Below are 21,332 nucleotides of genomic sequence, written 5' to 3' on the forward strand. Positions count from 1 at the left end.
GGCCGGCCCTACACCACCGCGTTCAGGCCGAGCACGACGATCAGGCCCGTCACCGACAGGACGGTCTCCATGATCGACCAGCTCTTGATCGTCTGGACGACCGTGAGCCCGAAGAACTCCTTGACCAGCCAGAACCCGGCATCGTTGACGTGTGAGAAGAACAGCGAACCCGCGCCGATCGCCAGCACCAGGAGCGAGACCTCGGTGCTGCCGAGGTCCTGGGCGATCGGGGACATGATGCCTGCCGCCGTGACCGTCGCGACGGTGGCCGAGCCCGTGGCCACACGGATCAGCACCGCCACCAGCCAGGCCAGCAGCAACACCGAGAATCCGGAGTCCTCGACGAAGTCGGCGACGACCTGCGCGATGCCGGTGTCGACCAACGTCTGCTTGAACCCGCCGCCAGCACCGACGATCAGCAGGATGCCGGCGATCGGCGGCAACGACTTGTTGAGGACGTCGCTGATGTCGTCCCTGTCCATGCCCGATGCGCGACCCAGCGTGAAGATCGCCACCACGACGGAGATGAGCAGGGCGATGAACGGCTCACCGATGAAGTCGAGCGTCTTGCGGGCACCGGTGCCCTTGTCGAGGGCGATGTCGGAGTACGCCTTGCCCATCATCAGCACGACCGGGAGCAGGACCGTGGCCAACGTGATGCCGAAGCTGGGGCGGACCTCGCGCTTCTCGGTGGTCGCGTCGTAAAGGTCGCCGGCGGGCACGGGCACCCAACGCTCGGCGAACCGTGCGAAGAGCGGACCGGCGACGACGATCGTGGGGATCGCGACCAGGATGCCGAGCGCCAACGTACGGCCGAGGTCGGCATGCACCTGGCCGATCGCGGCCAGCGGGCCCGGGTGGGGCGGGACGAACCCGTGCATCGCCGAAAGACCCGCGAGGGCGGGGATGCCCAGGGCGATGATCGAACGCTCGGCGCGCTTGGCGACGAGGAAGATCACCGGCATGAGCAGGACCAGGCCGATCTCGAAGAACATCGGCAGGCCGATGATCGCGCCGATCGCCGCCATCGACCACGGCAACATCCGTGGGCTCGACTTCCCGACGATCGTGTCGACGATCTGGTCGGCACCACCGGAATCGGCCAGCAGCTTGCCGAACATCGCCCCCAGAGCGATCAGCACGCCGACGCCCTTGACCGTGTCGCCGACGCCGGTGCTGAAGCTGGCGACGACATCGAGCATGTTGCGGCCGGCGATCGCGCCGACCGTCAGCGAGCCGAGGATGAGTGCCAGGAATGGATGCAGCTTGAAGAACGTGATCAGCACGACGAGGACGGCGACGCCGACCAGTGCGGCGGTGATGAGCTGTCCGGTGCCGGCGACAGCCTTGACCGGTTCGGGCGCGTCTGCGGTAGCCAGTGCGGCGAGCATCATGCGGTGTCCTCCTGGGAGAGGCCGGCGCGGGCGACGAAGGCGTCCACGATCTCGGCAGGTGACGGGGTGATGTCGAAGGCCCAGCCGTTCTCGTCGTCCTGCAGCGGCTCGAGCGTCTTCTCCTGCGACTCCAGCAACGAGGTCGGCATGAAGTGGTCGCGGTGCTCCATGCGTGACTTGATGAGCTCGTGGTCGCCGGTGAGGTGCAGGAAGCACGTACGCGGCGCGGCCTCGACGAGCACGTCACGATAGGCACGCTTGAGGGCCGAGCAGCTGATGACCCCACCCGCGGCGTCGTGCTCGTGCAACCACACGCCGATGTCCTTGAGCCACGGCCAGCGATCCTCGTCGGTCAGCGGCGTGCCGGCGGACATCTTGGCGATGTTGGCCGCGGAGTGGAAGTCGTCGCCGTCGGCGTAGTCGAGCGAGAAGCGGTCGGCGAGCTCATGCCCGATCGCAGACTTGCCGACACCAGAGATGCCCATGACGACGACGAGCGGTGATTCCCCCATGCCCCGACCGTATGCCCCGCAGCGTCTGTCCGCCACGGGACGGACCGCTAGAGCAGGTCCTTGAGCTCCTTGGGCAGCTCGAACTCGTCGTTGCCGCCGGCCGGGAAGCCGAACGCGCTCGCGCCGTCCTTCTTGGTCGCGCCGGCGGCCTCCGCGGCGCGCTTGGCGGGGTTGCCGGAGACGCGCTTGCCCTTCTTCTTCTGCTGGGGCTTCTGCTTGGCACCTGCGCGCTTGCCCACTCCGGGCATACCGGGAATGCCGGGCATACCCGGGACTCCGCCGCCCTTGGACATCTGCTGCATCATCTTGCGCATCGCGAAGAACTGGTCGACGACGTTGTTGACGTCCTTGACCTGCGTGCCCGAACCCTTGGAGATGCGGGTGCGGCGCGAGCCGTCGATGAGCTTGGGGTTGTCGCGCTCGGCCGGCGTCATCGACTTGATGATGGCCTTGATGCGGTCGAACTCGCGCTCGTCGAAGTTGTTGATCTGCTCCTTGTACTGCCCCATGCCGGGGATCATGCCCATGATCTTGGACATCGAGCCGAGCTTGGCGATGCCTTCGAGCTGGGTCAGGAGGTCGTCCATCGTGAACGTGCCGCCCAGCATGCGCTCGGCGTCCTTGGCGGCCTGCTCGGTGTCGAGCGCCTTCTCGGCCTGCTCGATGAGCGTGAGCATGTCGCCCATGTCGAGGATGCGCGACGCCATGCGGTCGGGGTGGAACGCGTCGAAGTCGGTGAGCTTCTCACCCGTGGACGCGAACATGATCGGCCGGCCAGTGATCGAACGCACCGACAGCGCAGCACCACCACGCGCGTCGCCGTCGAGCTTGGTCAGCACGACACCGGTGAAGTCGACGCCCTCGAGGAACGCCTCGGCCGTGACGACGGCGTCCTGGCCGATCATCGCGTCGATGACGAACAGCACCTCGTCGGGATCCACGGCAGCGCGGATGTCGGCGGCCTGCTGCATCAGCTCGGCGTCGATGCCGAGGCGACCGGCGGTGTCGACGATGACGACGTCGTGCAACGTGCGGCGGGCCTCGGCGAGGCCATCGGTGGCGACCTTGACCGGGTCGCCGACGCCGTTGCCGGGCTCGGGGGCGAACACCGTGACGCCGGCCTGCTCACCGACGACCTGCAGCTGTTTGACGGCGTTGGGCCGCTGGAGGTCGGCCGCGACGAGCATCGGCGACTTGCCCTGGCCCTTGAGCCACAGGCCGAGCTTGCCGGCAAGGGTCGTCTTGCCGGCACCCTGCAGGCCGGCCAGCATGATGACGGTCGGCGGGTTCTTGGCGTAGCGGATGCGCCGGGTCTCGCCGCCGAGGATCCCGACCAGCTCGTCGTTGACGATCTTGATGACCTGCTGGGCGGGGTTGAGCGCCTGGCTCACCTCGGAGCCGCGGGCCCGCTCCTTGACGTTGGCGATGAAGTCGCGCACGACGGGCACGGCGACGTCGGCGTCCAGCAGCGCGACGCGGATCTCACGCGCTACGGCGTCGATGTCCGCTTCGGAGAGCCGACCCTTGCCGCGCAGGCTCTTGAACGCTGACTGCAGGCGATCTTGCAGGGTGTCGAACATACGTCGGTCGTCATCCTCGAATGGAAGAAAGGGGTTCGGTCAACTCTAACCGAGTCCCCGTGGCCGCTCCCCTCAGTGGGCGGTGACTCTGGTCGAACCGTCCAGCGTCGGCGGTGACCCTGGTCGAACCTGCACCGCCCGCGTTCGACCTCAGCCACCGCTCAAGGGCGCAGCCGCCGTGACTCCTGCGTCGGCGGTGACCCTGGTCGAACCTGCACCGCCCGCGTTCGACCTCAGCCACCGCCCTCGCAGAGCGCAGGGTCAGGCGAGGGCGGTGGCGAGGTTGTCGCGCAGGGTCGTGGCGATCGTGGCGTCGAGGGGCTGCCCCGCGCCGTCGACGACGTAGAACACGTCGCGCACCTCGTCGCCGTACGTCGACATGTGCGCCGAGCGGATCGAGAGTCCCAACGAGGCGATCTGGTCGCACACGGTCCAGACCAGGCCGCGTCGGTCCTGCGCGCGCACCTCCACCAGCGTCGCGGTCTCCGACAACCGGTCGAGCAGGCGCACGCGCGCGTCAGGGGCGTCAGGGATCGAGGTCAGCTCGAGCCGGCCGGAAAGGTCGAGCTCGCCGGCCATCGCGGGACGCAGGCGGTCGGTCAGTCGTGCCGCGTCGACATCGGCCCGCGACACCTCCCACAGCGAGACAGCGGCATCGCCCAGCGTGACGGTGCGCGCCGACCGGATGGCCAGACCGGCAAGTGCCAGGCCTCCAGCGAGGTCGGCCATGACGCCCTGGCGGTCGGAGGTCACGATCGTCAGCAACGAACCGCCCTGGTGGGGCTCGACCGTGAGTGTGAAGTCGGCCGGTCCCATGGCGCCGTGGTCGGGGATCGGTACGTCTGCGGGCCAGCCCTCGTAGTCCTCGGCCGTCGGCGAGGTGACGGTCTCGTCGAGCACACCACGGACCTTCTCGACCAGCCCTTCGGTCAGCCCCTGCCGCCACGGGGACCACGCGGCGGGGCTCGTCGCCTGGGCGTCCGACGCCGTGAGCGCGGCCAGCAGGTCGAGGAAGTCCTCGGTCTCGACGATCTCCGCGACGTTGGCCGCCGTCGACGGGTCCTCGATGTCCCGGCGGGTCGCGATGGTCGGCAGCAGCAGGTGCCAGCGCACGAGCTTGCCGACCACCGCCGCGTCGTCGTCGCTGAAGCCCCAGCGACGCGCGATGCGTACGGCCATGGGCTCGCCGACCTCGGAGTGATCGCCCTCGGCACCCTTGCCGATGTCGTGCAGCAACGCCGCCACGGCCAGCAGGTCGGGGCGGGCGACGTCGCGCTTGACCTTGGCGGCGTACACGCATGTCTCGAGGCTGTGCCGGTCGACGGTGAACCGGTGGACCGGCGACGACGAGCCGCGCAGCCGGATCGCGACCCACTCGGGCAGGAGCAGGTCGACGACACCGGCGAAGTCGAGCTCGTCCCACACGCGTACGAGGCCCTGCCCGGCGCTCAACAGGTCGACCATGAGGCGCGACGACGACGGCGACCACGGGTCGGGCAGCTCACCCATCGATGCGGCGAGCCGCACCGCTGAGCCCGGGCTCAGCGGCAGCCCAGCCCGCGCGGCTGCGGCTGCGGCCCTGAGCGCGACCTCGGGGTCGGTCGTCGGGTCCGCCTTGCCGGTCACGATGACCTCGCCGTCGAGGACGCCCACGCCCTCGGCCAGCGGCGTCACGGCAGGACCGGTCGGCGTGATGCTGCGCTTGGCCGGCGGCGCCAGGGCCTCGTCGATCTTGTGCCACGAGAGTGACGCCAGGTGCGCGATGCGCCGGCCGAGCTGGCGCGCGTGCAGGTCGAGCTCCTCGGCGCCCATGCCGAGGAAACGAGCGACGTCCGGGATGACCTCGGCGTCGAGGCGCTCGACGCGGCGACCGACGGTCTGGTGGAGCGCATCCCGTACGTCGAGCAGGTCGGACCGCAGCGACTCGGACTCGCCGTGCGGCACGTCGATCAGCCACGTCGCGACCAGGGCCCGCAGGATCACGCTGTCGCGCAACCCTCCCCCGGATTCCTTGAGGTCGGGTACGGCCGCGTGGGCGAGCCAGCCTGCACGTTCGATGCGCGCGTTGCGGGCCTCGCGGACCTCCTCGACACGCGTGCGCGCGTCGCGTCGCCAGTCCGCCAGCACCTGCGAGCGCAACGTCATGACCAGCCCGGAGTCGCCGGCCACCGTACGCGCGTCGAGCATGCCCATCGCAGCCCGGTGATCGGTCGCCGCCGCCTCGCGCATCTGCACCGTGTCGCGCACCGAGTGGTCGAGCGCGACGCCGTCGTTCCAGAGCGGGTACCAGATCGCCTCGGCGACCTCGCGTACGACCGACTCATCGACCGACGGGTCGTGGAGCAGCACCACGTCGAGGTCGCTGAACGGCGAGAGCTCGGAGCGGCCGTAGCCGCCGACCGCGACGAGCGCCAGGCCCGGGCCCTCGCGAGGATCGCTGCCGTCCGCCGGCACTGCCGCCGCGAACAGCTGCCGGAGCCGGCGATCGGCCTCGAGCGCCCGGTCGCTCCGCTGCTGGGCGAGCGCGGCCTTGTCGAACTCGTGGGTCACGGTGGTGATCGTACGCAGCGTGCCGCGCACCGGCGGCGCCGGACACACAGCACAGAGCCGCCGCAACACCCGTTGAGGCGTTGCGGCGGCTCCGTTGATGGTCGTCAGCCCTTAGAGAGCTGCCTCGTCCGTCTCACCCGTGCGGACCCGCACGACCGAGTCGACCGGGATGACCCAGACCTTGCCGTCACCGATCTTGCCGGTCTGCGCCGAGCCGGTGATCGTGCTGACCACGCTCTCGACATCGGCGTCGTCGACGACGACCTCGAGGCGGATCTTGGGGACCAGCGAGACGTCGTACTCAGCACCGCGGTAGACCTCGGTGTGTCCCTTCTGCTGGCCGTAGCCGCTTGCCTCGGTCACCGTCATGCCGGCGACGCCCGCTGCGGCGAGGGCCTCGCGGACCTCTTCCCACTTGTGCGGCTTGATGACTGCAGTTACGAGCTTCATTCGTCAGTCTCCCGTTCTCAGAGGTGGCCGCTGCCGGAGGTTCCGGCGAGGTCGTAGGCGGTCTCGCCGTGCTGAGCGAAGTCGATGCCTTCAACTTCGTCCTCTTCGTTGACCCTCCACCCGATCGTGTACTTGATGGCCAACGCAATGATCGTGGTGAGAATACCGGTCCACACGATCGTGAAGCCTGCCGCTCCGGCCTGGTGACCGAGCGAGCTCCAGCCTCCGCCGTAGAACAGACCGTCGATTCCACCAGGCGCCGACGAGGTCGACAGGAAGCCGATCAGCACGGTGCCGACGATGCCGCCGACGAGGTGGACGCCCACGACGTCGAGCGAATCATCGAGGCCGAACTTGAACTTGAGGCCGACCGCGTATGCGCACGCCCCACCAGCGACCACGCCGATGAGGATGGCACCCGTGATGCTGACCGCACCACACGACGGCGTGATCGCGACCAGACCGGCGACGATGCCGGATGCAGCGCCGAGCGACGTGGCCTTGCCGTGGAGGATGCGCTCCACCACGAGCCATGCGAGCAGCGCCGCCATCGTGGCCACGGTCGTGTTGGCGAAGGTGACCCCGGTCTCGGACATGAACTGGGCGATGTCCTTCTTGCCACCGTCACCGGCGACGAACACGATCGAGCCGACGTTGAAGCCGTACCAGCCGAACCACAGGAGGCCTGCACCGATCATCGTGAGCGTCAGGTTGTGCGGCTTCATCTGCTCCTTGGGCCAGCCGACGCGTCGGCCGATGACCAGGGCCAGGATGCCGCCTGCAACACCGGCGTTGATGTGCACGACGGTGCCGCCTGCGTAGTCCTGCGCCTTCAGGTGCTCGGAGATCCAGCCGCCGCCCCAGACCATGTGGGCGATCGGGAAGTAGCAGAGCGTGACCCAGATCGGCAGGAAGACGATCCACGAGGAGAGCTTGACGCGGTCGGCAATGGCACCCGAGATCAGCGCGGCAGTGATGACAGCGAAGGTCAGCTGGAACATCACGGCGATGTAGGACTCCCACCCGACGCCGTCGAGTCCCCAGAGCGTGAAGGGGTTGGCGAACAGCTTGCCGTCACCGGTCTTGGCGAACGACTCGGACCAGCCCCACAAGACGTACACGATGCCGACAACGGCCATCGAGATGTAGGACATCATCATCATGTTGAGCACGGACTTCGAGCGGGACATGCCGCCGTAGAAGAGGGCGAGCGCTGGCGTGGTCATCATCAGCACGAGTGCTGTTGCCACGATCATCCAGGCGTAATAGCCGTCCATTAGGCCTCCGAATTTCGGTAGTTTTCGGCACACGAGTGGGCGCCATTAGGGCACCACTGTGGAGGTGAACGGTTTCAGCGCAAGAGCCTCAACGTTGCGCGGAGATGACATGTGCATCCCGTTTGTTAAGAACAGGTAACGGCGAGCGCACAGCCGCCCGAAAAGACGCGTGCGCGCTACGACAGCAGTGCGTCGACGAACTCTTCGGCGTCGAAGGGCGCCAGGTCGTCCGCTCCCTCGCCGAGCCCGACGAACTTGACCGGCACGCCGAGCTCGCGCTGCACCGCGATCACGATGCCGCCCTTGGCGGTGCCGTCGAGCTTGGTCAGCACGATGCCGGTGACGTCGACGACCTCGCCGAAGACGCGCGCCTGTGTCAGGCCGTTCTGCCCTGTGGTGGCGTCGATGACGAGCAGCACCTCGGTCACGGGCGCCTGCTTCTCGATGACGCGCTTGACCTTGCCGAGCTCGTCCATGAGCCCGGTCTTGGTGTGCAGCCGCCCGGCGGTGTCGACCAGCACGACGTCGAGGCCGTCGTTGATGCCACGCTGCACGGCCTCGAACCCGACGCTCGCCGGGTCGCCACCCTCAGGGCCGCGCACGGTGGGCACGCCGACCCGCTCGCCCCAGGTCTGCAGCTGGTCTGCGGCGGCGGCGCGGAACGTGTCAGCGGCACCGAGCACGACGGTCTTGTCCTCGGCGACCAGGACGCGGGCCAGCCGGCCGACGGTCGTCGTCTTGCCGGTGCCGTTGACGCCCACGACCAGCACGACGCCGGGCTTGCCGTCCGCGCCGGTGGTCACGAGCGTACGGTCGAACGTCGGGTTGATCAGACCGACCAGCTCCTCACGCAACGCGGCCTTGGCGGCAGCAGGATCGTCGATGCCCTCGACCCGTACGCGCGTCTTGAGGTTGGCGACGAGCTCGTCGGTCGCGGTGACACCGACGTCAGCGGCGAGCAACGTGTCCTCGAGCTCCTCCCACGCGTCGTCGTCGAGCGTCGACCGGCTGAGCACGGCCAGCAGCCCCTTGCCGAGCGAGCCCTGCGAGCGGGCGAGCCGGGCGCGCAGGCGTACGAGACGGCCCTGCGGCGCCTCGGGGCGCTCGATCGTCGAGACCGTCGCGGCCGGCTCCTCGTCGTCGAGGTGCGGCTCGGGATGCTCCGGGTGCTGGATGACCTCTTCGGTGACGCGGTCGAGCTCCGACGGAGGCGGCAGCTCCTTGCGGCCACGGCCGACGACGAGCGCGATGCCGGCGCCGAGCACGACGACGACGCCAAGGATGATCAGGAGCAGCACAGTCAGGGTCACGCCCTGATCCTATGCACCCGCTCGCGCCAGTGCAGTGACCGCTGCGACGTCAGAGGAACTCGTTGGGGTCGAACTCGTCGATCGGGATGATGCGGATGCGTGGCAGCCGGTCGTTGAACGCCTTGACGTCGTACTCGAGGTCGTGGAACTCCAGGCCGCGCTCGAACAGCGGGACGAAGCCGGCGTTGCGGAACTCGCGGAACGCGAGCAGCGCCGTACGCCGGTCGGTGCCGACCAGCGGCTCGAGCTGCTCGATGAAGTCGCCGTCGTTGCTGGCCAGCATGACGTCGGCGTCGCGGCGCGACAGCTCGGCGAGGGTGCGCTGGATCGCGATGTCGACGACCTTGTCGTCAGCCTCGCCCGACAGCGCGATCGGGCGGAACCCGATCGCGGTGAGCGCCTGCACGAACGGCATCGGGAGCTCGCCGTTGGCAGCGAGGAAGAACAGGCCGGTCGCCGGCTGCGCCCACGTGTCCTCGGCGAACTGCAGGAGCCGGTCCCAGCGCGGGCGTTCGTGCGGGTTGGGCCGGCGGCCGAGGATCGACTGCCCCAGGGTCGCGTCGATGTTCTCGCCGTCGACGAGGACGTACGTGGTGCGGTCGCTCATGCTCGGACCCTACGCCTCAGGAGTCGCCGGCGATGACCAGTGGCGTGACCGCGGCGCGGATCGACTCGGGGATCGGCGTGACCTTGCGGGTCGTCGCGTCGACGTAGACGTGGACGAAGCGGCCGATCGCCGCGGGCTCGTCGCTGTCGCCCTGGAACAGGCCGATGCGGTAGACGATGCTCGACGTGCCGAGCTTCGTCACGGCGAGGCCGGCCTGGACGTCGCCGGGGAAGCCCAGCTCGCGCAGGAACTCACACTGAGTCTCGGCGACCAGGCCGACCGCGTCGAGCCTGCGGATGTCGGTGCCGGTCGCGTCGATCAGGAAGCCGTTGACCGCCGTGTCGAAGAACGAGTAGTAGACGACGTTGTTGACGTGACCATAGACGTCCTCGTCGGCCCACCGCGTCGTGATGGTGCGCAGGACGCTGAAGTCCGTACGCAGCCGCACCTCGCTCAAGAGGCGGTCTCTTCCTCGCGCAGGCGCTGGCTGATGACCGCCGAGACGCCGTCGCCCCGCATCGAGACGCCGTAGAGCGCGTCCGCGACCTCCATCGTGCGCTTCTGGTGCGTGATGACGATGAGCTGGGAGTTGGCGCGCAGCTCCTCGTAGAGGTCGAGCAACCGGCCGAGGTTGGCGTCGTCGAGCGCGGCCTCGACCTCGTCGAGGATGTAGAACGGGCTGGGGCGCGCCTTGAACAGCGCGACGAGGAACGCGACCGCGACCAGGGACCGCTCGCCGCCGGACAGCAGCGACAGCCGCTTGACCTTCTTGCCGGGCGGGCGGGCCTCGACGTCGATGCCGGTCGTCAGCATGTTCTGCGGATCGGTGAGGATCAGCGAGCCCTCGCCGCCAGGGAAGAGCCGGGAGAACACGTCCTGGAACTCGCGCTCCACGTCGTACCAGGCCTCTGTGAAGACCTGCTCGACCTTGGCGTCGACCTCCTCGACGATCTCGAGCAGGTCCTGCCGGGTCTTGCGCAGGTCGTCGAGCTGCTCGGACAGGAACTGGTGGCGCTCCTCGAGCGCGGTGAACTCCTCGAGAGCCAGCGGGTTGACCTTGCCGAGCATCGCCATCGACCGCTCCGCGTTGCGCAGGCGCTTGACCTGGGCCTCGCGCTCGTACGGGATCGGCTCCGCGGGCAACGAGTCGTCCTCGCCCTCCACGGTGATGGGCGGCACGAGCTGGTCCGGCCCGTAGTCGGCGACCAGGGTCTCGACCTCGAGGCCGAGCTCCTCGAGCGCGCGGCCTTCGAGCCCTTCGAGTCGCAATCGCATCTCGGCGCGTGCCATCTCGTCCTTGTGCACCGAGTCGGTGAGGCCGTCGAGCTCGGCGATCTGCTCGCGCAGCTGCACACGAACGGTGCGGAGGGTTTCCTCACGACCGGTGCGGGAGGCCTCGATCTCGGCGCGCAGTGCGGCGGCCTGTGCGATCGACTGCTCCAGACGCGCCAGCACCTGGTCGCTCGCGAGGATCACCGCCTTGGCGGTCTCGGCCTCACGGAGCTGCCGTTCACGCCGTTCCTTGGCCTTGACTCTCGCCTCGCGCTCGGCCTCGGCGGCCTCGAACAACGCGGTGACCTGACCCTCGAGCGCCCTGGCGCGCTCTTCGTTCGTACGCAGGGCGAGTCGGGCGTCGGTCTCGGCCCGGCGGGCGCCCGATGCCTTGTCGGCCAACTCCTCGAGCAGCGCCGTGTCGGGCTCCTCCTCTGGCGCGGCCTCGGCCTGGGCGAGCCGGTCCTCGAGCTCGGCGAGTCCGGACAGGTCACCGGCCTGCGACTCCTCGGCCTTGGCGATCGCGGCGGCCAGCCGGTCTGCCTCACCGCGTGCGGCACGAGCGGTGGCGCCGAGGTGGCCGAGGTTCTCGGCGACGGCGGCCATCGTGGCATCGGACTCGTGCAGCCGGCCGAGGGCGGCGTCGACGCGCTCCTGGGCGACGACGCGCTTGGCGTCGGCGGCCTCGTGCTCGAACCTCAGTCGTTCGAGCGTGTGCTGGGCGCGCTCGAGGTCGTTCTCGGCCTGCGTGATCGCAGCCTGGACCTCGATCAGGCTCTGCTTGGACGTCGATCCGCCTGCGGCGAAGTGCGCGCCGAGGACGTCGCCGTCGCGGGTCACGGCCGTGACGTCAGGTGCGTGCCGGATCAGCTCCTGGGCCTGCTCGAGGCTGTCCACGACGGCGACCTTGAAGAGCAGACGGCGCAGCGCACCCTGAAGCGGTGCGGGTCCGTCGACGGTGTCGATCGCGTAGGTCGCGTAGTCGGGCAGCCCGGGCCACGTCGAGTCGTCGACCTCGCCGCCGCCGAGCAGCATGCCGGCGCGGCCGAGGTCCTCGGACTTGAGCTTCTCCATCGCCGAGACGGCGGTGTCGAGGTGGTCGACGGCGACCGCGTCGGCGGCCGATCCCAGTGCCGAGGCGATCGCGGTCTCGAACCCCGCGCGTACGGTCAACAGTGCGGCGACCGAGCCCAGCAAGCCGCTGATCTCGTCGGTCGCCGCGAGCAGAGCGCCGGCGCCGTCCTTGCGGGCCAGGCCGAGCTCGAGGGCCTCCTTGCGGGCAGCGAACGCGGCTTGCTGGCGCTCGGCCTCCTGGGTCTGGGTCGACAACGAGGCGAGGTGCTCGGTGATCTCGGCGAGCCCGTCCTCGGCTGCCTCGAGCTCCTCGTCGAGCCCGGACTCCCCTGCGTTGAGCCCGGCGATCTGGTTCTCGAGGTTGGTGAACTCGCGGTGCGCCTCGACGGCGCGGTTCTCGGCCTCTTCACGCGCGGCGGTGAGCCGGCCGATCTCCTCGCCGGCGGCCGTCGCGCGGCTCTTGAGCGCGTTGACCTGGCCGTGCAGGCGGGCGAGACCCTCGCGCTGGTCGGCCGCGGCGCGCAGGAGGCCGGCGACCCGGCGCTCCTCGGCGGTGTAGGCGGCCTCGGCCTCGTTGCGCTCGGCGATGACGGCCTCGAGCGCCTCGGTCGCCTGGGTCACGCCGGCGCTGAGCTGCTCGAGCTGCTCCTGGGCCCGGCGAGCGTCTGCCTCGAGCTCCTCGGGCTCCCGGCCGACCCGACGGTCCTCCGCCTCGACGGCGGCAAGGCGTACGCGCTCGTTGGCCAGGCCAGCCGTGCCGCGGATGCGTTCACGCAGGCCGGAGAGGCTGTACCAGGTCTCCTGGGCCGCGGACAGGCGCGGCGAGTCCTCGCGGAGCTGGTCCTCGAGCTCGGTCTCCTGCTCGCGGGCGGCGGCAATCGCCTGCTCGACGGCCTGGCGGCGCTCCTTGAGCGCGGTCTCGTCGGCGAGCTCCTCGGCGATCACCGAGCGGGCGCTGACGATGTCGTCGGCGAGGATGCGCGCCCGCGCGTCACGGACCTCGGCCTGGATCACGGCAGCGCGACGGGCGACTTCGGCCTGCCGGCCCAAGGGCTTGAGCTGACGGCGCAGCTCGGTCAGCACGTCGTTGAGCCGGGTCAGGTTGCCCTGGGTCGCGTCGAGCTTGCGGAGCGCCTTCTCCTTGCGCTTGCGGTGCTTGAGGACGCCCGCAGCCTCTTCGATGAAGCCGCGGCGCTCCTCGGGGGTCGCGCGCAGGACACCGTCGAGCTGGCCCTGACCGACGATCACGTGCATCTCGCGGCCGATGCCGGAGTCGCTCAACAGCTCCTGGACGTCGAGGAGCCGGCAGGTGTTGCCGTTGATGGCGTACTCGGAGCCGCCGTTGCGGAACATCGTCCGCGAGATCGTGACCTCGGTGTACTCGATCGGGAGCGCACCGTCGGTGTTGTCGATCGTGAGGACGACCTCAGCGCGACCCAGGGGCGGACGGCCGGACGTGCCGGCGAAGATGACGTCCTCCATCTTGCCGCCGCGCAGCGACTTGGCGCCCTGCTCGCCCATGACCCACGACAGGGCGTCGACGACGTTGGACTTGCCTGATCCGTTGGGCCCGACGACACACGTGATGCCGGGCTCCAGCTGGAGAGTCGTCGAGGACGCAAAGGACTTGAACCCACGCAACGTGAGGCTCTTGAGGTACAACGCTGACTCCTACGACGACGACCGGTTGGGGTCAGACTAGACCGCTGGGACTTCAGTGAGCGGCAGGCTCCATCAAGTCGCCGGCGGTCACGTTGTCGACACGCTCACGGATGGTCCGGAGCAGGCCGTCGTTCTCGACCTTGAGGCGCATGATCTCGGCCTCGAGGTCGGCGATGCGACGGTGGAGTGCGGCGGTTTCGCGCAGCTGGTCGGAGGTGGGGCCTCCGATGTAGCCGATGAGTGCTTTGGCCATGAGGAATCTCCGCGGAAATGGAACTGAGGGGAAGGGGCAGATGAGGCTGATCTGCGTCTGCCAGTCTCCCACCGCAGCCCATTCGGGTCAACTTCGAGGCACCCGTTCACAGCCCTCAGACAGCGAAGATCTCATCGCCCACGCGTACGGTCCCGGTGGCGTTCGCCCGGACGCTGTCAGGTGCCGAGTCCATCACTACCACCGGCACGATCGGTGAGCGTCCACCGGCCTCGATCTCCGCAGGATTCCAGCGCACGATCGGCGTGCCGGCCGTCACCTCGTCGCCCTCGGCGGCCAGCAGCTCGAACCCCGCACCCTCGAGCTGCACCGTGTCGATGCCGAGGTGCACGAGCAGGCCCTTGCCCTCGCCGGTGAGGAGCACGAACGCATGCGGATGGAGCTTGAGCAGGCGTCCGTCAGCAGGCGCGACGACGGTCGACTCGGCCCGCTCGGGATCGATCGCGATGCCCGAGCCGACGATCTGCTGGGCGAAGACCGGATCGGGCACGTCGGCGAGTGCGACGACGGTGCCGGCGACCGGTGCCAGCACCGCGCTCAATCGAGGTCCTCGATGTCGCTCGCGAGCGTGTCCGCCACGGGACCGACGACGACCTGGACGACGTTGCCCGAGACGACGACGCCGTACGCCCCGGCCGCCTTGAGTGCAGCCTGGTCGACGAGCGACGCGTCCTCGACCTCGGTGCGCAGGCGGGTGATGCACGGCTCGATCTCGACGATGTTGGCGCGACCGCCGAGTCCCGCGACGATCTCTTCGGCTGTGACCATGGGAATCCTCCTAGAGCTGCCCGGACGCCACGGTGGCGTCCGGTCCTTCGTGGATCGTGTCATCGGCGAACCACACGCGCGTTCCGCCCAACCAGGTCGCACGGGCTCGCAGGTCGTCGCCCAGGAGCACGAGGTCCGCCCGCGCTCCCGCCTCGATCCGCCCGAGATCGGTGACCCCGAGCGCGTCCGCCGGAGTGCGGGTCGCGGCGCGAATCGCGTCGACCAGGCCGATGCCGAACGCGGTGGCGTGGCCGAGGTCGGCATCCAGCGGCTCGGCGGCGCCGGCGATCGTGCCGTCGGCGCGGAGGGCGGGCTGGCCCGCCGTCACCTCGAGCTGGTCACCGCCGAGCTCGTAGACCCCAGGTGGCATGCCGAGGGCTGCCACGGCGTCGGTCACGAGCATGACTCGACCGGCGGCCGCCGCGAACGCCAGGCGTACGGCTGCAGGTTCGACGTGGTGCGCGTCGACGATCATCCCGACCGTCAGCCGGGGATCGGTGAGCGCCGCGCCGACGACGCCGGGTGCACGGTGGTGGAACGGGCTCTGCGCGTTGTAGAGATGCGTCACGAGCGTGGCACCGGCATCGGCGGCGGCGCTGACCTGGTCGACGGTGGCGTCGCTGTGGCCCACGGCGACCCTGATGCCGGCAGCCACGAACGTTTTGATCGCCTCGAGGGCGCCCTCGCGCTCCGGCGCCAGCGTCACGTACGAGATCGCGTCGCGCAGCCCGATCAACGGCGCGATGCGCTCAGGCGTGGGATCGACGAGCAGCGCCTCGCGGTGGGCGCCACGGCGCCGCGGCGACAGGAACGGTCCCTCGACGTGTGCGGCGAGCAGCCGGGTCGCGCCGCCCGCGTCGTTGCTCGTCGCGCGGGCCGCGTCGTAGCGGCTGACCTGCTCCACGAGCTGGTCCACCGTCGCGGTGATGAACGTCGGCACCATGGCCGTGACGCCGGTCGCCAGCATCCGCACCGCCACGTCGCGGACCTCGTCGGCATCGGCGTCGGCGAAGTCGACCGAGAACGCCCCGTTGATCTGCGCGTCGATCAGGCCCGGGGCGAGGATCCCACCGTCGAGCACGAGGTCGGGCGTACGCGACGGAGCACCGCGGCCGGCGCCGAGGATGCGGTCGTCGTCGATCTCGATCCAGCCCTCGCCGGACTCGTCATCGGGCAGCCCGACGAGTCGCTGAGCGTGTACGAGCGTCGTCACCGTTGGTGCCTCGATTCGTCTGCGTAGGGGTTGACATACCGGGCGATACCCATCCATCCTCACTGGTACGTACCGGATCGTACCAGCGGTTCGGACGCTCGTCGAGGGAGTTGTGGATGCTGAACGACGGCCTGCTGCCGAAGCACGTACAGCTCCGCGCTGCGCTCCTCAAGACGATCGAGGAGGACCTGCAGCCCGGCGCGATGATCCCGTCCGAGCGTGACCTCACGACCCGCTACGACGTCAGCCGGGCCACCGTGCGGGCCGCGATCAGCAGCCTGGTCAACGAAGGCCGGCTGACGACCGTGCCGGGCCGTGGCACCGTCGTGACCCGCCCCCGCGTCGAGAGCAACCTGCACCTCGCCTCGTTCACCCAGGACATGCGGCAGCGCGGCCACCGGCCGAGCACCGAGGTGTTGTCAGCTGCCGTGGTCGGAGCCGTCGAGGCGACCGCCAAAGCCCTCGGCCTCAGCCCGGGCGAGTCCGTCTGGGAGATCGAGCGCCTGAGACTGGCCGACGACGAGCCGATGGCTCACGAGGTCAGCTGGTACCCGGAGTCGCTCTTCCCCGCGCTCGGCGACGAGGACCTCAGCGGCTCGATCTACGCGATCCTCGAGGCGACGTACGGCCTCGTGATCACCGACGCCCACCAGACCACGTGGGCCGAGCAGGCCGGTCACGCGTACGCGCACCTGCTCGAGGTCGCCGAGACCGCACCGGTCATGGTCTTCGACCGTGTCGGCTCGTCCAACGAAGGACCGGTCGAGCAGACCATCAGCCGCTATCGCGGCGATCGCTACCAGTTGTCGATGAGCCTCCAACGAGGCCCGTCAGCACGTTGAGTCCGAAGCACCACCAACACTGAGGGGAATTCAGATGACCAGCACGACAGCGGGACGGCGAGGCTTCAACCTCGCTCCCCTACAAAAGTTCGGCCGCAGCCTGATGCTGCCGATCGCTGCCCTGCCAGCAGCGGCCTTGTTGCTCCGCCTCGGCCAGGCCGACACCCTCGGCGCTGACGGCTGGGGATGGGTCAAGGTCGCGACGGTGCTCGGCGCTGCCGGCAACGCGCTGTTCGCCAACCTGCCACTGCTGTTCGCCGTCGGCGTTGCCATCGGCATGGCCAAGAAGGCCGACGGCTCGACCGCGCTGGCCGCCGTCGTCGGCTACCTCGTGTTCAAGGGCGTCGGCGACGCCCTCTCACCACTCGTCCTCGATCCACCCGCCAAGGGAGCCCCGCAGGAGCTGGTCAACTACGGCGTCCTGGGCGGCATCGTCATGGGCATCACGGCGGGCCTGCTCTGGCAGCGCTACTACCGGATCAAGCTTCCTGAATACCTCGCCTTCTTCGGCGGCCGACGCTTCGTCCCGATGATCACGGCCCTCGCGGCGATCATCCTCTCGGTGCTGTTCAGCCTGGTCTACCCGTGGTTCAACGAAGGGCTCCGGAACGTTTCCGACTGGACCGCCGACAACGACGTCATCGGCGGATTCGTCTACGGGACGCTCAACCGGTTGCTGGTCCCGCTGGGCCTGCACCACATCCTGAACTCCGGCCCGTGGTTCCTGTTCGGCGAGTACAAGACCGGCGGCGTGACGTACGCCGGAGACATCCAGCGCTTCCTGCACGGGGATCCCGACGCCGGATCGTTCATGACCGGCTTCTTCCCCATCATGATGTTCGCCCTGCCGGCCGCTGCGCTGGCGATCTGGCAGGAGGCCAAGCCGGCCCAGAAGAAGGCCGTCGGCGGCATCATGATCGGCGCCGCGCTGACCAGCTTCCTGACCGGCGTGACCGAGCCTCTCGAGTTCTCGTTCATGTTCATCGCCTGGCCGCTCTACGTGATCCACGCCCTGCTGACCGGCACGTCGATCGCGCTCACCAACGCCTTGGACATCCACGACGGTTTCGGATTCTCGGCAGGCCTGTTCGACTTCGCCCTGAACTGGGGCATCGCGACCAAGCCGGGTCTGTTGATCGTGATCGGGATCGGCTACGCCCTCGTCTACTACTTCCTGTTCCGGTTCGTGATCCGCAGGTGGAACCTGCGGACGCCCGGTCGCGAGGAGGAGGGCGAGGAGTCGTCGTCGATGGCGGGTCTCATCGACCAGCCGATGGACCGCCCCGCCACCAGCACTGGGCCAAGCACGTCGGCACCACCGGCGACAACCTGACCGACCGGAGCGCCCGCCGTGCACGCGCACGGCGGGCGCTCCGCGTAGGGTCGCGATGTGGACGATCTCTTCACTCCCCCGTCGGGCGACTGGCAGCGCATCTCGCCCAGGCTCGCCACGATCCGGCGCATCCTGATCCTGGTCCCCGCGGGCTTGCTGGTGGTCATCGGCGTTGTGCTGCTGCTCGTGCTCACGGACCTCCAGTGGATCGGCGGCGTGCTCGTCGTGCTCGCCGTCGGCGGCGGGGCGTGGGGCTGGGCGTGGGCCGGGCGCAACCAGCGCAGCTGGGGCTATGCCGAGAACGCCGACGACCTGCTCGTGACCCGCGGCGTCATGTTCAAGCGACTCGTCGCGATTCCCTACGGCCGCATGCAGTTCGTCGACGTCGAGGCCGGACCGCTCGCGAGGGCGTACGGCGTCGCCACCGTCACGCTGCACACCGCGAGCGCAGAGACCGCCGCAGACATCCCGGGCCTGCCCGCCGCGGAGGCCACGCGGCTGCGCAACCGGCTGACCGAGCTCGGTGAGGCACATGGCGCCGGGGTCTGACGTCCGGCCAGAGACGGTCGGCGTCCGCACGCACCCCCTGACGTCGGTCGTCCAGGGCGCCCTCTGGGCTGCCGCCGCGTCGGTCGGCCTGATCAGCTCGATCTTCACCGGCGACGGCTGGGGGGACATGAATGCGTTCCTCAGCCTGCTCATCTCTCTCGGCGGCGGTCTCGTCGTGGGCATGGTGTTCGGCTTCCTGAGCTGGCGATTCACCCGCTACGTCATCGACGGCACCGAGCTGCGGATCAACAGCGGCATCATCACCAAGGCGTCGCGCCGCATCCCGTACGAGCGCATCCAGTCGGTCGACATCGCGGAGCCTCTCGTCGCCCGCGTCTTCGGCCTCGCCGAGCTGCGGATCGAGATGGCCGGCGGCAAGGACTCGCGGACCTCGCTCCGATTCCTCAAGCTCACCGATGCGCGCGACCTGCGCCGGGTGCTGCTCGCGCGGGCGCACGGCACCTCGCCGGACGACGCCCCGGTCGAGGAGCAACGCAGCGTCATCACGGTCGTCTCACCCGAGCGCGTCATGATCGGCACGGTGCTGTCGCTGGACTTCCTGTTCGCCGCGGTCGGGTCGATCGCCCTGATCGCGGGCGCGATCTGGTTCGGCCAGCTCGTGGTCGCACTCGGTGGCATCATCCCGCTCGGCACCTGGCTCGCGCAGATCATCGCCAAGCGGATCCTGCAGCAGTGGGAGTTCACGCTCTCCCGCGGTGACGGTGGTCTGCGGATCGAGCGCGGGCTGTTGTCGCGCACCTCGCAGACCATCCCGTACGCGCGGGTGCAGGGCATCGCGATCAAGGAGCCGTTCGTCTGGCGCAGGTTCGGCTGGCTGCGGCTCGAGGTCGACGTCGCGGGCTATGCCGCGCACGGGAACGACGAGGGGGTCGACTCGTCGTCGATCCTGCTGCCGATCGCCGACCGCGCCCTTGCCGACGCCGTCATCGCCGAGCTGATTCCCGGCTCGGACACCGACGTGCCGCACATTGCTGCGCCGCGTCGCTCGCGCCCCTTCGCCCCGATCGGCTGGCGCTACCGCTGGGTCGGCGCCAACGAGCGTACGTTCGTCGCGCGCGAGGGCTGGGTCGAACGTACGACCAGCATCGTGCCGCACCACAAGACGCAGTCCGTCGAGCTGCGGCAGGGACCGCTGCAGCGCCGGCGGCGACTCGCGACGGTCGAGGTGCACACCCCGCAGGGGCCCGTCGACGCCGATGGTCGCAACCTCGATGCCGCCGACGCACGGGCCGTCGTGCTGGCGCAGCTCGCCCGTGCCCGCGCCGCCAGGAGCTAACCGCCGAGATTTGGCCGCAGATCCACGCGGCACAGCCCGCTTCACGGGGCTCTGCCGCCACATCTGGGCTGTTCAGCCACCGGAGGTGCCGTCCTCGGCGTCGGGGTCGATCGGCGCGACCATGTCGCGAGAGTCGAGCCAACCGTCAGGGACCGACACCTTCTTGGGGGTGCCCTGACGTCCTCGCGGTGTGCCGAGCTCGTCGAGCGGGTAGGGCTCGGTCGGGTCGAGGCGCCCGAGCAGCTCGTCGAGGTCGGCGTACGACGAGACCATGCCGAGCCGGCTGCGTACGTCCTTGCCGGCGGCGAAGCCCTTGAGGTACCAGGCGATGTGCTTGCGGAACTCGATGCAGCCGCGCTCCTCACCCATCAGGTCGCCGAGCAGCTCGGCGTGCCGGCGCATCACCGCGGCGACCTCACCGAGGCGAGGCAGCTCGACGACCTGCTCGCCGGCGAACGCCGCAGCGAGGTCGCGGAACAACCACGGCCGGCCGAGACAGCCGCGGCCGACGACCACGCCGTCGCAGCCGGTCTCCTCGACCATGCGGATCGCGTCGGCGGCCTCCCAGATGTCGCCGTTGCCGAGCACGGGGATGTCGACCGCTGCCTTGAGCTCGGCGATCGAGTCCCAGTCGGCGCGGCCGGAGTAGTGCTGCACCGCGGTGCGACCGTGCAGCGCGATCGCGGCACACCCGGTGTCCTGCGCGATGCGGCCGGCGTCGAGGTAGGTCAGGTGGTCGTCGTCGATGCCCTTGCGGGTCTTCATCGTGACGGGTACGCCGTAGGGGCTCGCCGCCGCGACCGAGGCCTGCAGGATCTCGCCGAGGAGCGTGTCCTTCCACGGCAGCGCCGCTCCCCCGCCCTTGCGGGTGACCTTGGGGACCGGGCAGCCGAAGTTGAGGTCGACGTGGTCGACCCCGTGGTCGGCGCACAGGATCTCGACGGCCCGGCCGATCGTGTCGGGGTCGACGCCGTAGAGCTGCACGGATCGGAACGTCTCGTTGGCGGCGAAGGTCAGCATCGACAGGCTCGTCCTGTCACCCTCGACGATGCCGCGCGACGTGATCATCTCGCAGACGTACAGGCCGGCGCCCTGCTCGGCGCAGAGCTGGCGGAACGCCGCGTTCGTGACACCGGCCATCGGGGCGAGCACGACGGGGTTGGGGACCTCGAGGTCTCCGAGCCGAAGAGTGCGCGGCAGCGTGGCGGTGGACATGTCCCCCATTGTCTCAGGCTCGCGGCGGTGACCTGGTCGCCCATCAGCCCCGGGAGCGGTGAGCTGGTCGCCCATCAGCCCCGGGAGCGGTGAGCTGGTCGCCCATCAGACGTATGTATGGGCGAGTGATGCACCGACCCGTGACGTGATGGGCGA

General features: G+C 69.5%; 19 protein-coding genes. 4 read left to right on the forward strand and 15 right to left on the reverse strand.

What is annotated here, in order from left to right; genetic code table 11:
• Window positions 1–8: 8 nt before the first annotated feature.
• The 14 genes from ASE12_RS05160 to nagA form a co-directional block, all read right to left on the reverse strand.
• Window positions 9–1,394, reverse strand: a complete 1,386-nt coding sequence (locus tag ASE12_RS05160; protein ID WP_082582091.1) for a gluconate:H+ symporter — start codon at window positions 1,392–1,394, stop codon at window positions 9–11.
• A complete protein-coding gene (locus tag ASE12_RS05165) occupies window positions 1,391–1,906 on the reverse strand; it encodes a gluconokinase (protein WP_056397799.1) in 516 nt (171 codons plus the stop codon). The genes ASE12_RS05160 and ASE12_RS05165 overlap by 4 nt, the downstream gene beginning before the upstream one ends.
• A gap of 47 nt (window positions 1,907–1,953) precedes the next feature.
• Window positions 1,954–3,486, reverse strand: coding sequence for a signal recognition particle protein (gene ffh / locus ASE12_RS05170; RefSeq protein ID WP_056397802.1), 1,533 nt, complete (start codon window positions 3,484–3,486; stop codon window positions 1,954–1,956).
• 261 nt (window positions 3,487–3,747) lie between these two features.
• Window positions 3,748–6,036 carry a [protein-PII] uridylyltransferase gene (locus ASE12_RS05175; RefSeq protein WP_082582435.1) on the reverse strand — a complete coding sequence of 763 codons (2,289 nt, stop codon included), beginning with the start codon at window positions 6,034–6,036 and terminating at the stop codon, window positions 3,748–3,750.
• A gap of 111 nt (window positions 6,037–6,147) precedes the next feature.
• Window positions 6,148–6,486 carry a P-II family nitrogen regulator gene (locus ASE12_RS05180; RefSeq protein WP_056397808.1) on the reverse strand — a complete coding sequence of 113 codons (339 nt, stop codon included), beginning with the start codon at window positions 6,484–6,486 and terminating at the stop codon, window positions 6,148–6,150.
• 17 nt (window positions 6,487–6,503) lie between these two features.
• Window positions 6,504–7,763, reverse strand: coding sequence for an ammonium transporter (locus tag ASE12_RS05185; protein WP_082582092.1), 1,260 nt, complete (start codon window positions 7,761–7,763; stop codon window positions 6,504–6,506).
• Between the two features lie 176 nt (window positions 7,764–7,939).
• Complete coding sequence (gene ftsY, locus ASE12_RS05190) at window positions 7,940–9,067, reverse strand: signal recognition particle-docking protein FtsY (RefSeq protein WP_056404552.1); 1,128 nt, start codon at window positions 9,065–9,067, stop codon at window positions 7,940–7,942.
• Window positions 9,068–9,122: 55 nt separating this feature from the next.
• Complete coding sequence (locus ASE12_RS05195) at window positions 9,123–9,680, reverse strand: NYN domain-containing protein (RefSeq protein WP_056397812.1); 558 nt, start codon at window positions 9,678–9,680, stop codon at window positions 9,123–9,125.
• A gap of 16 nt (window positions 9,681–9,696) precedes the next feature.
• Window positions 9,697–10,128, reverse strand: coding sequence for an acyl-CoA thioesterase (locus ASE12_RS05200; RefSeq protein ID WP_369797240.1), 432 nt, complete (start codon window positions 10,126–10,128; stop codon window positions 9,697–9,699).
• 5 nt (window positions 10,129–10,133) lie between these two features.
• Window positions 10,134–13,688 (reverse strand): chromosome segregation protein SMC, encoded by a 3,555-nt coding sequence (gene smc, locus ASE12_RS05205; protein ID WP_056397817.1) that lies wholly within the window; start codon window positions 13,686–13,688, stop codon window positions 10,134–10,136.
• A gap of 52 nt (window positions 13,689–13,740) precedes the next feature.
• Window positions 13,741–13,941 carry a hypothetical protein gene (locus ASE12_RS05210; protein WP_056207586.1) on the reverse strand — a complete coding sequence of 67 codons (201 nt, stop codon included), beginning with the start codon at window positions 13,939–13,941 and terminating at the stop codon, window positions 13,741–13,743.
• 115 nt (window positions 13,942–14,056) lie between these two features.
• Window positions 14,057–14,500 (reverse strand): PTS glucose transporter subunit IIA, encoded by a 444-nt coding sequence (locus tag ASE12_RS05215; RefSeq protein ID WP_056397819.1) that lies wholly within the window; start codon window positions 14,498–14,500, stop codon window positions 14,057–14,059.
• A complete protein-coding gene (locus ASE12_RS05220) occupies window positions 14,497–14,727 on the reverse strand; it encodes a glucose PTS transporter subunit EIIB (protein ID WP_056397821.1) in 231 nt (76 codons plus the stop codon). The genes ASE12_RS05215 and ASE12_RS05220 overlap by 4 nt, the downstream gene beginning before the upstream one ends.
• A gap of 10 nt (window positions 14,728–14,737) precedes the next feature.
• The gene (gene nagA / locus ASE12_RS05225; protein ID WP_056397824.1) at window positions 14,738–15,940 is read right to left on the reverse strand and encodes an N-acetylglucosamine-6-phosphate deacetylase; all 1,203 of its coding nucleotides are present in this window, start codon (window positions 15,938–15,940) and stop codon (window positions 14,738–14,740) included.
• 116 nt (window positions 15,941–16,056) lie between these two features.
• On the opposite strand from nagA, the gene ASE12_RS05230 reads away from it, so the two are divergent.
• The 4 genes from ASE12_RS05230 to ASE12_RS05245 are packed head-to-tail and all read left to right on the forward strand — an operon-like array spanning window position 16,057 to window position 19,961.
• Window positions 16,057–16,782, forward strand: a complete 726-nt coding sequence (locus ASE12_RS05230) for a GntR family transcriptional regulator (RefSeq protein WP_056397827.1) — start codon at window positions 16,057–16,059, stop codon at window positions 16,780–16,782.
• 34 nt (window positions 16,783–16,816) lie between these two features.
• The gene (locus ASE12_RS05235; RefSeq protein WP_082582094.1) at window positions 16,817–18,115 is read left to right on the forward strand and encodes a PTS transporter subunit EIIC; all 1,299 of its coding nucleotides are present in this window, start codon (window positions 16,817–16,819) and stop codon (window positions 18,113–18,115) included.
• 57 nt (window positions 18,116–18,172) lie between these two features.
• Window positions 18,173–18,664 carry a PH domain-containing protein gene (locus tag ASE12_RS05240; protein ID WP_056397832.1) on the forward strand — a complete coding sequence of 164 codons (492 nt, stop codon included), beginning with the start codon at window positions 18,173–18,175 and terminating at the stop codon, window positions 18,662–18,664.
• Complete coding sequence (locus ASE12_RS05245) at window positions 18,648–19,961, forward strand: PH domain-containing protein (protein ID WP_056397835.1); 1,314 nt, start codon at window positions 18,648–18,650, stop codon at window positions 19,959–19,961. Before ASE12_RS05240 ends, ASE12_RS05245 begins: the two co-directional genes overlap by 17 nt.
• 72 nt (window positions 19,962–20,033) lie before the next feature.
• Here the strand turns inward: ASE12_RS05245 and dusB are convergent, their stop codons facing one another.
• The gene (gene dusB / locus ASE12_RS05250) at window positions 20,034–21,185 is read right to left on the reverse strand and encodes a tRNA dihydrouridine synthase DusB (protein ID WP_056397837.1); all 1,152 of its coding nucleotides are present in this window, start codon (window positions 21,183–21,185) and stop codon (window positions 20,034–20,036) included.
• Window positions 21,186–21,332: the final 147 nt, after the last annotated feature.

The sequence above is a fragment of the Aeromicrobium sp. Root236 genome, from assembly GCF_001428805.1.
GTDB lineage: Bacteria > Actinomycetota > Actinomycetes > Propionibacteriales > Nocardioidaceae > Aeromicrobium.